Annotated in this window: 11 protein-coding genes, 1 tRNA gene and 1 pseudogene; 7 read left to right on the top strand and 6 right to left on the bottom strand. The window is 60.8% G+C overall.

Translation table 11 applies throughout. The annotated features are described in order from the left end of the window. Positions 1–11: 11 nt before the first annotated feature. From P775_RS25130 to guaB, 3 genes are all read right to left on the bottom strand, one after another. Positions 12–1,034, bottom strand: coding sequence for a quaternary amine ABC transporter ATP-binding protein (locus P775_RS25130; protein WP_099913555.1), 1,023 nt, complete (start codon positions 1,032–1,034; stop codon positions 12–14). 84 nt (positions 1,035–1,118) lie between these two features. After that, positions 1,119–2,057 (bottom strand): ABC transporter substrate-binding protein, encoded by a 939-nt coding sequence (locus P775_RS25125; protein ID WP_099913554.1) that lies wholly within the window; start codon positions 2,055–2,057, stop codon positions 1,119–1,121. Positions 2,058–3,005: 948 nt separating this feature from the next. Further along, positions 3,006–4,454, bottom strand: a complete 1,449-nt coding sequence (gene guaB / locus P775_RS25120) for an IMP dehydrogenase (protein ID WP_099913553.1) — start codon at positions 4,452–4,454, stop codon at positions 3,006–3,008. A gap of 680 nt (positions 4,455–5,134) precedes the next feature. On the opposite strand from guaB, the gene P775_RS25110 reads away from it, so the two are divergent. The 3 genes and pseudogenes from P775_RS25110 to P775_RS25100 all read left to right on the top strand — a co-directional run. Then, positions 5,135–6,283 carry a CaiB/BaiF CoA transferase family protein gene (locus P775_RS25110; protein ID WP_099913551.1) on the top strand — a complete coding sequence of 383 codons (1,149 nt, stop codon included), beginning with the start codon at positions 5,135–5,137 and terminating at the stop codon, positions 6,281–6,283. A 58-nt stretch (positions 6,284–6,341) separates the two neighbouring features. Then, positions 6,342–6,995, top strand: coding sequence for a hypothetical protein (locus P775_RS25105; protein WP_143521003.1), 654 nt, complete (start codon positions 6,342–6,344; stop codon positions 6,993–6,995). A 381-nt stretch (positions 6,996–7,376) separates the two neighbouring features. Further along, positions 7,377–8,318: pseudogene (locus tag P775_RS25100) on the top strand (ASKHA domain-containing protein); the annotation flags it as partial. Here P775_RS25100 and P775_RS25095 read toward each other — a convergent pair. Beyond that, on the bottom strand, positions 8,315–9,301 hold the full coding sequence (locus P775_RS25095; protein WP_099913549.1) for a serine hydrolase domain-containing protein: 987 nt from the start codon (positions 9,299–9,301) through the stop codon (positions 8,315–8,317). The pseudogene P775_RS25100 and the gene P775_RS25095 overlap by 4 nt on opposite strands. Positions 9,302–9,445: 144 nt before the next feature. Between P775_RS25095 and P775_RS25090 the strand changes: the two genes are divergently transcribed. Both P775_RS25090 and P775_RS25085 read left to right on the top strand, forming a co-directional pair. Further along, a tRNA-Gly gene (locus P775_RS25090) sits at positions 9,446–9,519 on the top strand. A gap of 303 nt (positions 9,520–9,822) precedes the next feature. Next, positions 9,823–11,241 carry a TrkH family potassium uptake protein gene (locus P775_RS25085; RefSeq protein WP_099913548.1) on the top strand — a complete coding sequence of 473 codons (1,419 nt, stop codon included), beginning with the start codon at positions 9,823–9,825 and terminating at the stop codon, positions 11,239–11,241. A 5-nt stretch (positions 11,242–11,246) separates the two neighbouring features. Here P775_RS25085 and P775_RS25080 read toward each other — a convergent pair whose 3' ends face one another. Continuing rightward, positions 11,247–12,218, bottom strand: coding sequence for a magnesium transporter CorA family protein (locus P775_RS25080; RefSeq protein ID WP_099913547.1), 972 nt, complete (start codon positions 12,216–12,218; stop codon positions 11,247–11,249). Positions 12,219–12,595: 377 nt separating this feature from the next. Between P775_RS25080 and P775_RS25075 the strand changes: the two genes are divergently transcribed. Both P775_RS25075 and P775_RS28290 read left to right on the top strand, forming a co-directional pair. Beyond that, entirely contained in the window at positions 12,596–13,360 is a 765-nt protein-coding gene (locus tag P775_RS25075) for a phytochelatin synthase family protein (RefSeq protein ID WP_099913546.1), read from the top strand. A 187-nt stretch (positions 13,361–13,547) separates the two neighbouring features. Further along, positions 13,548–14,006, top strand: coding sequence for a cell wall hydrolase (locus tag P775_RS28290; RefSeq protein WP_218967767.1), 459 nt, complete (start codon positions 13,548–13,550; stop codon positions 14,004–14,006). A 1,184-nt stretch (positions 14,007–15,190) separates the two neighbouring features. Here the strand turns inward: P775_RS28290 and P775_RS25065 are convergent. Continuing rightward, the coding region (locus P775_RS25065) for a hypothetical protein (RefSeq protein ID WP_218967766.1) at positions 15,191–15,432 on the bottom strand (242 nt) is incomplete at its 5' end.

Raw genomic sequence — 15,432 nt, 5'->3', positions numbered from 1 at the left:
AAACGGCTGGCTCATTGCGCCTCTGGCCCGTAAAGCCCGTCCAGCATCTGCACCCGCCCGACAGAGCCTACGATTTTCCCGCGATGCGCCACGGCAATCGGTGTTTCCGACGACAGCACCTGTCGCGCCACATCCCCGATCAGGTCACGGGCGTTCAGCGGCGGCACATCCGTGACCACCCGGTCCGACGACATGATGGCGCGCAGGGTGATGATACGTTCATGCGGGGCATTGCGGGCAAATTCGGCGACATAATCGGTGGCCGGGTTCAGCACGATATCCTCGGGCGTGCCCATCTGCACCATGCGCCCCCCTTTCATGATCCCGATCCGGTCCGCCAGTTTCACGGCCTCTTCGAAATCATGGGTGATAAACACGATGGTCTTTTTCAGTACCTTTTGCAGGCGCATGAATTCATCCTGCATTTCCGCGCGGATCAGCGGATCCAGCGCCGAAAACGGCTCGTCCAGGAACCAGACATCCGGGTCCACCGCAAGCGACCGGGCAATCCCGACCCTTTGCTGCTGCCCGCCCGAAAGCTCCCCGGGGAAATTCGCCTCGCGCCCCGTAAGCCCCACCAGCTCCACCATCTCGCGCGCCTTGGCCTCGCGCGCCTCGCGGCCCATGCCCTGCATCTCCAGCGGAAAGGTCACGTTGGACAGCACATCGCGGTTGGGCAACAGGCCAAAGTTTTGAAAAACCATACCCATCTTGTGGCGCCGGATCTCGATCAGTTCGGCCGCCGTGGCATTCAGCAGATCCTTGCCGTCAAAATCCATCTCACCCGAGGTCGGATCGTTGAGGCGGCTGATACAGCGGATCAGGGTCGATTTCCCCGATCCCGACAGCCCCATGATGACCAGTATCTCGCCGTCATGCACATCAAACGACACATCCTGCACCGCCCCGATATAGCCGCCCTCTTCCAGCGCCTCAGCGCTTGGATTGCCGTCATGGTCCTGCAAAAAGCGCGCAGGGTTCGGGCCAAACAGTTTCCAAAGGTTCTTGCAGCGGATCTTGACGTCAGAGCTCATGCGGGTGGTCCTTTGGATTCCAATAGGGAACAGGATGGGCGCGCAGCCTGGCGCCCATCCCAGTCATTTCTGATCGCGTGGCGCTTACTTCAGCCAGCTGTCGACAAGATCCTGATTTTCGCTGATCCACTGCGTGGCCGCGTCTTCCTGCGACATGCCATCCACATCCACCAGCAGGGCGGCGCGGGCGATCTGCGCGTTATTGACGTTCATCTTTTCGACAACCGACCAGGCACCGGGCCATTCTTCGGCCATGCCCGACCATGCCGCCTTTTTCAGCCAGGCAGAGCTCGGAGCGCCGCAATCGCCGGTGGCATCGGGGTTGGGGCCCCAGGCCTTGTCTTCAAAGCAGGCGGGCTCGGGTTCCGGGAAATCGACGAACTGGCCCTCGAACTTGCTTTCGATGAAATTCGGCGTCCAGTTGAACAGAACGATCGGCTCCTCGCGGTCATATGCCGATTGCAGCTCCGCCCACAGCGTGGCCGCCTGCCCGACGTTGATCGCGACAAAATCCATGTTCAGCGCCTCGATCCGCGCCGCATAATTCTTGCCCCAATCCGCCGGCGGTCCCAGGAACCGGCCTTTCGGCGATGTCTCGGCAGTTTTGAAAATATCGGCGCAGGCATTCAGCCCTTCCCAGGTGCCGGCTTTGGGGCAAACCTCAAGAACGTAGTTCGGGATCCACCATTCCTCGCGGGTGACGGCGTCATGTGTGCCGGCATCCACCATGCCATCCTCAAGACCCTTTTCGAACGCTGCCTTCATCGATCCTTCCCAGGCCTCGACCTGAACATGCATGTCGCCATTGGCAAGGGCACTGAACTGAAGCTGGCTGTCCGAGGGTGTATATTCGACCGTGTAGCCCTTGCTTTCCAGCATCTGACCAAGAACATTGGACAGCACCAGCTGACTGGTCCAGTTGTTCTGAACGATGATGATGGGTTCGTCGGATTCGACCTCTGCCAGTGCAGGCATTGCGCCAAAGGCGCATAAGGCGATTGCTGTAATTCGTGTGTGGTTCATGGATTTTTCCTCTGTCCGATTGCGTGAATTGGGTGTGCTGCGCATAGCAATCCGGCACACCGCGTTTCCCATTTGGGTTTTACATTCGCCATTCGCGGCAAATCACCTCGGGTCGTGGGTAAAAATCGGCCGATAACCTTCCATATGCATTTGCAACGGGTCGCCATTCACCTGGATCAAATATCCAGCGTGTTTTCGCGGTCCCATTGGGCGAAATATGAGACGAAGGAAATTCCCCTCATCTTGAGAAAAGCCGCAGATCATGCATCGCCCACGGCAATTGCGACGCCGGATCGGCATCCAATGCGCAGGGCGCGTCCTACAGGTTATGCGGCGGTCGCGGTGCCCATTCGACCTTGTGGCCGTCCTGGTAAATACACTGCGATAAAGCTGCTTCTAGCTGTATCGACCCAGCAGCGCAACCCGATCAGCCCCACAGAGGTCCAGCAAGGCGGCGCAAGACGGGGCTCATCCGCCCCTGCTGGCAGGGGGTGCACACCACTCCATTGGCGCACAAGCAGGCAATTCAGCGCATGAGCCCATAGGGTTAGGTCAGGATCTGAAAATTCCCCGTCGGCGCGAAATCTTCTAACAAAACGATGCGACTTCCCTGCCGCCTTCTGCAAAAACGGCGCGCTTCTGATCTGCTCCAACGGGAAAAGACCCGCCTCGCCCCCGCATAAGGACCGCAACCGGCACCGATATAAAGGTGTCTTGTTGAGGGAAATAGCAGGGCTTAATCTGCACTATCGCGACGGCGAAATCAAAGCCGCCCTGATATCTTCTCTATCAAAGGTCTGAACCCGCAGCGGCGAAACTGCGAAACTGGCGCGGCACAAATCGCAAGGCCGCGCACGCCAATCTTCTGCCCGCCTAACGGGCATGTGCCGTCCCGCCCCACACAATGTGCCGGGCAGGACAGATCGTCATGCGTTCAAAGGCGCGGTATCAGCCCAGCCGATAGTTCGGCGATTCCCGCGTGATCTGTACGTCATGCACATGGCTTTCGCGCAGGCCCGCGCCAGTGATTTTCACAAAGGTGCAGTTCTTGCGCATCTCGTCGACCGTTGCATTGCCGGTATACCCCATGGCTGCCCGCAATCCGCCCACCAGCTGGTGCACAACTGCTGTGGCAGAGCCTTTGTAGGGCACCTGACCTTCGATCCCTTCGGGCACCAGCTTGTCGCTGGCCGCATCCTTCTGGAAATACCGGTCCGCCGATCCGCGCGCCATGGCGCCCAGCGACCCCATCCCGCGATAGGATTTGAACGACCGGCCCTGATACAGGATCACCTCGCCCGGGCTTTCATCCGTGCCCGCGATCATCGACCCGACCATCGCGCAGGACGCGCCCGCCGCGATCGCCTTGGCAAAATCGCCCGAAAACTTGATGCCGCCATCCGCAATCACCGGCACATCCCCTGCCGCCGCGACGCAGTCCATCACCGCGGTCAGCTGCGGCACACCCACACCGGCCACCATCCGCGTGGTGCAGATTGACCCCGGGCCGATGCCAACCTTGATTCCGTCCGCGCCCGCATCGATCAGCGCACGCGTCGCCTCGCCCGTTGCAACATTGCCTGCGATGACCTGAACGTCGTTGGACAACCGTTTCACACGTTCCACCGCAATGGCCACACCTTCGGAATGCCCATGCGCCGTGTCGATCACGATCATGTCGACCCCGGCTTCGATCAGCGCCTGCGACCGCTCGAAACCCGCGTCACCCACGGTTGTGGCCGCAGCCACCCGCAACCGCCCCAGCCCGTCCTTGCAGGCTGTCGGGTTCAGCACCGCCTGTTCGGTATCCTTCAGCGTCAGAAGCCCGGTCAGCTTGCCATGCTTATCCGTCACCAGCAGCTTTTCGATCCGACGCGCACGCATCAGGTTCTTGGCCTGATCGCGGTCCGCCGGTTCCTGCAGGATCGCCAGATTGTCAGAGGTCATCATCAGGCGCACCGGCGTGTCGTCATGTTCGGCAAAGCGCATGTCGCGGTTTGTCACAATGCCCAACACACGGCCTTTTTCGTCAACCACCGGAAAGCCTGTGAAATTATAGCGCTCGATCAGCGCCTTGGCATCGGCCAGTGTCTGGTCGGGGCGCAGGGTAACAGGACTGTAGACAATGCCGCTTTCGAACCGTTTGACCCGGCGCACTTCGCGCGCCTGCTGGTCAACATCCAGATTGCGGTGAATGACACCCATGCCGCCGGACTGGGCCATGGCAATGGCCATGCGGCTTTCAGTCACCGTGTCCATCGCAGAACTCAGCAACGGAATATTGAGCTTAATGCTCTGGGTCACGCGGGTGCGTGTGTCTGCCGTACTTGGCAGGACGCTGGACTTGGCCGGAACCAGCAAAACGTCATCAAAAGTGAGAGCCTCGCGAATCTCCATGGAACAACCTTCCTCAGGAAACATCATTTGGCGCGTCCCTATCGCACCTTTGCGTCCCAAGGGAAACCCCAATAGCGCCCGATTTTCCCGGATGTCTCAGGCTGATGCCGCAGAGGCGGACTCGGCGGGCCGAACACCAGCGATAAGGTCAGTCTGAAAGGCGTACGAAAAAATCGCCTCAGACAACCCCCGGCAGCAAATAGACCGTCCCCAGCCAAAGGCAGCCAATCACCCCCGCCATAAGATGCGTGGACCGCCTGTTCAGAAAAGGCGCTGGCTTAAAGCAATAGGGACAGTCTGAGGCGCCCATCCTGATGTCATAGTTGCAGGCCTTGCACGTGAAAACTCTGATCGTCATCATCCCTCGCTCTTTTGTTTGTTCTTCTCAACGGGCGATGCTGCCCTCGCCGAGCAGTTCCTGCCTAAGCTCATCCCGCTTTCTTGGAATGCACAAAGTTAAGAATTAGTTAACGCGAGCGGTGGCCAATGGTTCCACAACCCCCAGCGAAGGCCGTGCCCTCAGCAGCACCGTTGAATTTCGCCTTACGCCAGCCATACGCTTTCCATACGGCCACCATACGCCTTCCATCTGCCGGATTTTGCAGCAAAACCCTTGCAGAGAGGCAAGGCACTGCCGTCTAAAGGTTGTGCTGCACGCGCATTCAGAATCAGGATCAGGCATGTCTCTCCCTCTCGCCGGCATCACCATACTTGACCTCACACATGTGCTCGCAGGGCCCTTCTGCTCGCTGACACTGGCCGATATGGGCGCAAAGGTGATAAAGGTCGAACGCCCCGGCATGGGGGATGACACCCGTGCCTTTCCGCCTTTCAAGGATGGCAAGAGCGCCTATTTTGCCGCCATCAACCATTCCAAGAAATCCATCGCGCTCGACCTCAAGAACGATGGGGACCGCGCAGTGTTCGAACGCCTTCTGGAACGTTCCGACATGCTGCTGGAAAACAACCGTCCCGGCGTGATGGATCGTCTGGGCTATGGCTGGAAGGCGATACATTCTGCTTATCCGGCAATGATTTACGGCTCTGTATCCGGGTTCGGGCAGACCGGCCCGGATGCCAAGCGCCCGGCCTATGATATGGTGGTTCAGGCGCGCGGAGGGGTCATGTCGATCACCGGTGAAAAGGGCCGCGAACCGGTGCGCGTCGGGGCGTCCATCGGGGATATTGTCGCGGGCATGTACCTCTGTCAGGGCGTGCTTGCCGCGCTGCTGGACCGCACCAAGACGGGTCAGGGTCGGCGCATCGACATCTCGATGCTGGATGCTCAGGTGACCCTTCTGGAACACGCCATTGCGCTCACCACCGTGACCGGAAAGGCCCCCGGCCCGATCGGATCGCGCCACCCGTCAATCGCACCCTTCGAAACCTTCCATGCCTCTGACGGGCTTTTCGTCATCGCCTGTGGCAATGATGTGCTGTTTGAAAAACTCTGCGTCCTGCTCAGCCTGCCGCTCTCGGACTCACCACGCTTTGCCACCAACCCCGAGCGGGTGAAAAATGCCCGCCTTCTCAAGCGCTTGATCGAGGCGGTGACACTGGACAACACCCGCGCCTACTGGATTGCCAAGATGACGGCGGCAGGCATTCCAACCGGCCCGATCCAGAGCGTCGATCAGGTGCTGCGCGATCCGCAGATCCTTGCGCGCAACATGGTGGTCGATGTGCTGGACAAGAACGGCCGCGCCGCCTTTACCGCCGCGGGCAATCCGATCAAGATGAGCGGCGCCGAAGACCGCACCACCCGCACCCCAGCTCCCGATCTGGACGGCAACCGGGGCGAGATCCTGCGCTGGCTGGACGGGACTTGACCCGATGCCCCGCTCCGCCCCTTAACCAATGCTTCACCGCTCTCTGCGACACTTGCGGATGAGCGTTGTCCTTCCCCTTGCGGCGATGCTGCGCACCATGGCGCGTCTTGCGCTGATCGGTGCGCTTGTCTGGGTGGCGGTGACGGCGCTTGACTGGCTGCGCATGGAAACCGGCGCGGCAGGCATGGCTACGTTGGGTCTGTTGCTTGTGATCTACGCGCTGCTCATCGCGCTGCCCTTCATGCCGGGGGTGGAAATCGGCCTTGCCCTGCTGGCCATGCGGGGCGCTGATGCCGCGCCCTTTGTCTGGGCCGCGACGGTGGCGGGCCTATGCCTCGCCTGGGTGCTGGGCCGCGCGCTGCCCACGCCCTGGATCATCGGCGCATTGCGCGATCTGCACCTGACCCGCCCGGCAGAGCGGATCACCCGCTTCAGCGGCGAACCACCCGATCTGCGCCTGCGCTATCTGTGCCAGCAGGCACCGGACTGGCTCGCCCGGATCCTGCGCGACTGGCGTTATCTGGCGCTGGCCCTGCTGATGAACCTGCCGGGGAACGTTGTTCTGGGCGGCGGTGGCGGGCTGGCCATGACCGCCGGGCTCAGCCGGATCTTTGCCCCCGTCCCAACCCTGCTGACCTTCGTGCTCGGCACCGCGCCCGTGCCGCTGATCGTCTGGATCTTCGGCCCCGGCATCCTGCCCTGGACCAACTGAGCCTGTGGAACGGCCGGTTGCCGCCTTTCAACGCCCCCCACAACGCCTATCTTGCCGCAAACAGGAAAACTCAGGACCCGCACATGACCACCGACCCCCTTGTCGTGTTCACGCCCTCGGGCAAACACGGCCGTTTTCCCAAAGGCAACGCCTGTCCTGACCGCCGCGCGAAAACTGGGCGTCGATCTGGATCGCACCAGCAAAGCCCTGAAAACACAGTAGAATAATCCCGGCATCTCGACCGATCTTGCCACCCTGTCGCGCCTGCAAAAGGTGCTGCACAAGGGCAACTGGAACGTGACAATCGCCCTTCACAAGGCACATGGGACGGCAGAGCGCATGGTCGCGATCTGCCCGCGCCTGTACGACTCCGCCCTCTGCGGCCTTGCCATCAATCTTGGATCGATCACCATCACCGTCCACCTCACTGACCTTGAGCCCCGTGCCGTCATCGCCTCGGCTGGCATCATGAATCCCCAGATCCGCTTTGGCGAGGATCTGATGAGCCGCCTGTCCTGCGCAATGATGAACTCCGGCAGCGACCGCGAAATGACCAGTAAAGTACGCGAGGCGATTGGCACGCTCACCGTCGATGTCGCCAAAGAGGCGCATATCAACCCCTCTCTGATCCTTGAAACAATCTTTGGCTGCAACCCGATCATGCGCCACCTTCTGCTGGGCATCGACCCGGTGGAACTCGGCCTAACCTCCCTGCCGCCCTCCTCCCATTTCTATATGCCGCCCTGTCCGAAGAACCGGGAAAATCCGAAGACCTCGTTCTGATCGGCGATGTAGGCACCAATGCCGAGCTGCTGCTGGGCAACACCACCCGCGCGCTTGCATGCTCCCGGCGGCGCGCTGATCACCGTCATCCAGCGTGACATCCGCGCCATTCATCTCGCCAAATCAGCGCTTTATGCCGGGGCGCGCCTCTTGATGGATGAAATGGGCGTCGATACTGTGGACCGCGTCGCGCTCGTCGGCGCATTCGGTGCGCATATCTCAGCCAAACACGCGGTCATCCTTGGCATGATTCCCGATGTGCCACTCGACAAGGTGACATCTGCCGGCAATGCCGCAGGCACCGGCGCGCGCATCGCGCTTTGCAGCCTTGCCGCACGCGCCGGAATTGGACGTGTCGTGCACCAGATCACCAAGGTCGAAACAGCGATAGAGCCGCGTGTTAAGGAACTTTTTTTCGCCGCCAGCGCGATCCCGCACAATACCGATCCCTTTGACGAACTGGCCAAGATCGCAACCTCGCCCGATGTCGCCGTTAACACCGGCGGCGACCGCGAGGGGCGCAGACGGCGGCGGCGCTAGGCCCGCCCCACCTGCGTCACGATCTGCTCCATAAGCCCGCGCAAGTCACCGAAATAGCCACCCGACCGCGCGGGCAAGGTCGGATCCGACGTGATCGCGATCGTCAGATCCACAGAGGGCACAACCGCCAGGATCTGACCGCCATAGCCGCGCCCATAGGCCGCCTGCCGCCCATCTATCTGCGTCAGGAACCAGCCATAGCCATAGTCATCCCCGGAAAACGGCGACCGCCCGCGGGCCTCCCAGGACGTCTCGATCCAGCTCTGCGGCACCACCTGCCGATCTCCGGCGCGGCCATTGTCCAACACCATCTCTCCGATCCGGGCCAGTCCCTGCGGGCTGAGCGCCATTTCATTTCCCCCCAGATAGCGCCCCTGCGGATCACGCACCCAGGGCGCGAAATCGACACCCAGCGGCGCACCCAGCCAGTCCTGCGCCATCTCATGCAGCGACAGACCAGAGGCCCGCGCCAGCGCCGCGCCCAGCACATGCCAGCCGCCGGTGGAATAGATGAACCTGCCCCCAGGCTCTGACACCCTTTCTTGCGCCAGCGCAAAATCGACCCAGTCGCGGCTAGACACCCAGGTGCCATAACTCCCGCCAGAGGTGCTCGCGAGACCGGCGCGCATGGACAACAGATCCCCGACGGTCAGATCGTCGCGTGCATCATTGCTGGGCGCACGGCCCAGCAGCGGCAGAACCCGCTGGTCCACGCCGCTCAGGTGCCCACGATCAATGGCAATGCCGGTCAGCGACGCCACCAGCGTTTTGGACACCGATTTGACATTGGCAACGCGCGTCAGCCCAGGGCCGCGAAACGCCTCTGCGACCAGATCGGCACCGCCCTGCCGCACCACCAGCGCGTGCAACTGATCCAGACGCTCAGCCTGCTGCAGATAGTCCGGGGCGGATTGCGCCAGCACCGCAGGCGCGGCAAGGGTGGCAGCGCCCGTCAGGGCAAACGTCCGGCGGGTCATAATCATTCTGGGGCCTTTCTGTTTCTGATCCGTCCCCCAATAGATGGCCGCAAACCGCTCTCTGCCTAACACGAACCGCTCACCTTTGCGTGTGCCGCAAGAGAGACTTGACGCCAAAGCGGTGCCAGCGTAATGGGTCGCTCAGTGAGCGCGGGTATGGTGAAAAGGTATCACGGCAGCTTCCCAAGCTTTAGTTACGAGTTCGATTCTCGTTACCCGCTCCATCTCACTTAGCCCGAAAAACATGCAGCGACAGACTGTCTCGCCACAATGTGCCTGCAACCGGCGGGACATCCCCGCGCCAGTTCTGGTTCGCCACACCCCACTCCCGCACCCCTTGCGGACGCAACCCACCCCAAACCGTGTTGGCGATATCGCAAGAGCGCCCGGAAAAACGCACACCCCACGGCATCTGTTGTCATTCGGCGCAGTTTAGGGGATTTTGTACAGGCCAGAACAGATTCAGGTTTGCAGATGCAAGATATCGATCCCGCCAAACTTGCGGCCCTTGCCGGTCTGCGCCTGCTTTGAATTTCATCGTCTACGCCAATGCTGTCCTTCTGATGGCCATGGGCGCGCTCATGGCGCTGGTCGCGGCAATTTTTCCCGAAACGCGCCAATACTTCCTCGAAGCCGCGCTGCTGACGACCCTGTGTGGCGGTCTTGTCTCGATCTGCGTCTCTCACAATGTCTCGGATTTTCGCAGGCTGCACGTCTTCCTGCTGACGGCGAGCATCTGGATCACTGGCGCGACCGCCGGCGCGCTGCCCCTTTGGCTCTGGCAGATGACCCCCACGGATGCGTTTTTTGAAGCAATGTCCGGGATCACCACAACCGGATCAACCGTCATGACCGGACTGGACACCACAGCCCCCGGGATCCTGATCTGGCGGGCCCTGCTGCAATGGATGGGTGGGCTTGGCTTCATCGTCGCCGGGATTGCCCTGCTGCCCATCCTGCGCGTCGGTGGCATGCAGCTGTTCCGCGCCGAAAGCTCTGAACGCGGCGACAAGGAGATGGCCAGTGCGACGCGTTTTGCCGGCGCCACCTTCTGGGTTTACCTGTCGCTGACCTCGCTCTGCGCCGCCGCCTATCGGGCCGGCGGCATGACGTTTTTCGAGGCGATCGTTCACGCCTTCACCACCGTGTCCTCGGGCGGCTATTCGACCTCGGATTCTTCCTTTGGCCATTTCGAAAACCCATTCCTGCAATGGGCCGGGACTGTCTTCATGATCTCCGGCGCGCTGCCCTTTGCCTGGTACATCCGGGGGCTTAAACGACGCAGCTTCAAGAATGAACAAGTGAACGCGCTGTTGCTGTTCTTTGTGGTGGTGATCCTGTTGCTGACCGCCTGGCGCGTTGTCACGGGGCACACGCCGGTGCTGGAAACCCTGCGTCTGGTGGCCTTCAACGTCGTCTCCGTGGTCACGACAACCGGCTATGCGACCACCGATTACACCACATGGGGCCCCTTTGCCGCCTGTGCCTTCTTTGCGCTGACGGCGGTGGGCGGCTGCACGGGTTCAACCGCCGGGGGCGCAAAAGCCATGCGCTGGATCGTTCTGATCCGCAGCGTGCGCGCCCAGATCCGGCTGACTCATTCCCCCCACGCCGTCACGACCGTCAGATACGAGGGCCGCGCCGTCAGCCCAGATGTCATCAACGGCGTCATCGCGTTTTTCGTGTTCTATGCAGCCACGGTCAGCATCATCGCCTTTGCCCTCGGGCTGTACGGGCTGGATCTGGCAACCTCAATCAGCGGATCGCTTACGGCGGTGGCCAATGTCGGCCCGGGCGTCGGCGCCATCATCGGCCCGGCCGGCACCTTCACCTCGTTGCAGGACGGCCCCAAATGGCTGCTCGCCTTCGGAATGTATGTGGGGCGGCTTGAAATGCTGACCGTCTACGTCCTGCTGACCTCGGCCTTCTGGCGCGAAGTCCGCTGAGCCCCCTAAAGCCAGCCGCGCCGCTTGAAGAACAGATAGGGCAGGATCGCGGACAGCACCATCAGGCCAAGCGCAAAGGGATAGCCCAGCGGCCAGTTCAGCTCGGGCATATGGACAAAGTTCATGCCATAGATCGACGCCACCAGCGTCGGCGGCAGAAACACCACGGCGGCCACCGAAAAGATCTTGATGATGGCATTCTGTTCGATGTTGATCATGCCCAACGTCGCATCCAGCAGAAAGGTGATCTTCTGCGACAGAAAACTGTCGTGATCAGCCAGAGAGCGCACATCGCGCGACAGCGTCTTGATCCGTTCCCGGATCACCTTGTCGCTTTTGCGCTGCATGGCACCCTGCCCCAGAAAGCCGATCAACCGCTCCATCGTCACCAGGCTGTCGCGGATGTTGGAAATCAGATCCCCCTTATGCCCGATGGATTGCAGCACCTGCTGGAAGTCCCGGCTCTTGCTGGGTTTCGCGCCCTTGTGCTGAAAGATGTTGCGCGAAATGGCATCAATTTCGCCCCCGGCACGTTCCAGGATATCGGCCAGCCGATCCACGATCGCCTCCAGCAGCGCGACAAGCACACCTTCCCCTGTATCGCAGCCCATCGGCGCCTTTTCCGCGCGGATCGGAAAGGTCTGAAAGGCGCGCGGTTCATGATACCGCACGGTGATCAGCCGGCTGCCCGCCAGCACAAAGGACACCGGCGCCATCTCGGGATCGTCGCCATCGGCCCGTGACGGCAGGATCGCCGTCATGAAGGACGCGCCGTTTTCGTAATACAGCCTCGAGGAAATCTCGATCTCCTCCATTTCGTCCTTGGTCGGAATATCAACCCCAAGCCGTTTTTCAAGATCGTCCTCTTCGGCATGGCTCGGATTCATCAGATCGATCCAGACCACGCCGTCATACTCCTCGCCCAGCCCCTCGACTTGCCGCAACCGGCCAGAGTCATTCACATATCCGGTGATCATCGGCGCCTCCTTTTCTCGCTCCGCACCCCGTGACCTGATGCCGCTCAGGGCAGTGTGCGGTCGCGTTAAATGATACCAAACCGGAAAGCCCCTGTCGCAGGACAGGATCCGCCCCGGCTCCGTTCAACGACCCCTCACGAGGCCAGCTCGCGCCGACTCATACCTGCGGTTTGTGTCTTGGCCATAGCTTTCTTTGCACAAACGGGTGTGAAACAGGGTTCCCCAGCGTGATCCCGCCGCGAAAGGCGCAAGCGTCAGAAGCACCGCAACAGATCCGCCTTTTCCCGCGCGGGGCAGCGCCGTGCATTTGCGAATTGACCGGGCCCCGCGCGCTGATAGCATCAGGCGTCACTCCATATTTCAGGACACTCGCGAAAATGATGCGCACCAACCGCTTTGTTCCCACTCTGCTGGGCCTTTTCCTCGCCTCCGGCACACTGGCCGCCGCCGACAGCCCAAGCGACGCGCCGACCCCCAAGCTCGGCCCCAATGCGGTGCCCATCACCGCCGATCACACCTATCTCACCACGGCAGCCGCGCCCGATTACTGGGCTTTCGCGGCTTTCGTCAAACCACAGGTCACAACCTCCGCCTGTTCGATTGCCGCTGTCACAGGGGCGCTGAACGGCCTGCGCGGCCTTCCTGCCAATGCCCTGGACACCGTCACCACCCAACAGCAGATGCTGGATCTGGTGGGCGACGCCGATTGGGCCAGCCTCTCCACCGAAGGCGGCGACGGCGTGACCTTCGACCAGCTCGTACAGTTCACTGACGAGGCTTTGAAGGCCACGGAAATGAGTGGCTACCACACCGAAACCCTCAAGCCTGCCAATGACGACGCTGCCACGCTGGACAGCGTGCGCGCCCTTCTGACAACCAACGAGGCCTCGGCCGGGGATGCGCTGCTGCTCTATTTCAACCAAGGCGTTGTCACCGGCGACTGGGACGGCCCGCATGTCTCGGTCATCGGGGCCTATGACGCCGCGTCGGACAAGGTGCTGATCCTTGAGGTGGATCAGGAATGGTACACCCCTTACTGGACCCCGACCTCCGTGCTGTTGCAGGCGATGCTCAAACCCACCGGCGCAGAACATGGCGTGCTGGAAGGGCAAACCGGCGGACTTGTGCACATCCTGAATTGAGCGACGGGACGCGGCGGGACATCGCAGAGATGCCTAGCACGCCATGTTCTGCGCCGAAGGTGTTGAGACTGCGCACCCGCTCCTGCTAAGAATCCCTTGGGGGCACCTGCGCCGTCCACACCGCACGAAAGGATCAACAGTGAGAGTTGCGAAATCAAAGCTCCAGACCGCCGCCTGCATCGCGGCAATGGCGCTGATCCTGACAGGCTGTTCGATGTCGGGCCGCCACAGCGAACTGGAGTGCATGGAACGCGCCATGTATTTTGAATCCAACCGTTCCAGCCGGGATGGCATGATCGCCGTCGGCAGTGTGGTGATGAACCGGGTCAACTCAAACCAGTTCCCCGATAGCGTCTGTGGCGTTGTCGGGCAAAAAGGCCAGTTCGCAAAGGGCATCCTGTCAAGCAAAATGAGTTCAAGCGCCCTACCCAGGGTGCAGGAAGCCGCGCGCGCGGTCCTGCGGGGTGAACGCCACCCCCTTGCCGGCGGGGCGCAGTTTTTCCATCAGGCCGGTTACAGATTTCCCTATGACAACATGCACTATGTGCTCGTGGCGGGTGGCAATGCCTTTTATGAAAAGCGCAAAAGCTATCTAGTGACACAGCCTGTCCCACCGCAGGCGACAGAGGGGATCACTGGTCGCTGACGGGCCGCACGCCACCCGCATCGCAGCCAAAGGTCGCGACAGCCGGGTCATCCCCCGAAAAAAGGCGCTCTTCGCCGATACGCCATCCTGAAGCCAACGCCGCGGCGTCCTCTAACGGAAAGCGCAGCAAAGCCAGGAGGCTAATGGCAACAGCCTGTCCGCTTGCAACCAACCTGCGGAAAAAAACACACCAGACAGCTCAATATAACAGCGGATTGACGGGGTTTTGGCGGAGGGAACGGTACTTCGGTCGAACCTCCTCTGAGCCCGACCGAACAGGCAAAACCCACAAGAGGACTGGTAACTATCTGACTTGCATATCATTTTCGATGACGCCTTCGTTCCCCTGCGCCCATGCGGGCGGGCGCGAAAGGAGTCGAAGATGGCCATCTGGCGCCAAAGCCTTTTATCTTCGCACCAAAACCTGGTTGGAGATCGGTGATTAGCCGACGGTGAAGCTTTCAAACGCGCGTGAAATTGCGCTAACGGCAAAGCGGCTGCGGGGAGAAGGATTCAGTGTTCCAGCCCTCAAAAAGGGCCTAGCAAATTCGAGCGAAGCAGCCACTTTCGAGAAAGTGGTACGGGGGGAAATTTTGGGTGACCTTGGTGAAGCACTCAGTGGGCAAGTCCCAACTTATGACGAAATCTGGTGAGAGTGGTTCTCAGATGTCTAATTGCGCCTGCAAGCAGGACCTAGTCGACGCCGACCGCGCGCGATTCATGAACAGCACGTGAGCCCCGTTATAGGCAAACGTCCCCCGCATCCCCCAAGGACTCTGGACTGTCATTAAGTTAAGCCATCCAGCCGGTCGAGGAGCTTGGCCCGCATGTTCTCAAGTGATGGCACGACGTCCCTCTCGGAAACAAGCGACAGCACCTGATCCTCGAAGTGCCCACTTTGAAAACAAAACGATCCGCGAAATGCACGACGTGCCGCGGCTGGTTCGCCTCAATATCGTTGGGCAAGAAGCTACAGATACGAATGACCGGGTCTATGCCGAGGAAACCGAACTTCCAGTGATGCAAAATGTTATCGAGAGGCTGCCGGTTTGCTGGAAGTAGAGTCTATAAAAAGCGATGGTGCCAACAGCGCGACATTGTAGATTTACTGATCGAATTGACCCATTTTTCCATTTGGCGCTGACCACTCTGAGACATGGTAATCTACTGAAGAGTAGACAAAACTACCGGCAGATGATGGGTCGCGACATTTCGGAAAACTGGGTCAATTTCTGGCGGAAATCAACACCGGACAGGATCAGCGACAGCCTGCTGCACATGCGGCGGGCACTCGACGAAGCCTCGGCCTGACGCGCCACCCGGCGGCGAGCGCCCGGGACCCCGACGCCGGACATGGACAGGCCGCCGCGCGACGGTCGCGCCATGCGGCAGCTGTGCCCTCGATCACTCCCTGTCGAGCTGCACA

Source organism: Puniceibacterium antarcticum, from assembly GCF_002760615.1.
Lineage (GTDB): Bacteria > Pseudomonadota > Alphaproteobacteria > Rhodobacterales > Rhodobacteraceae > Puniceibacterium > Puniceibacterium antarcticum.
This window is presented reverse-complemented; position numbering and strand designations above follow the sequence as displayed.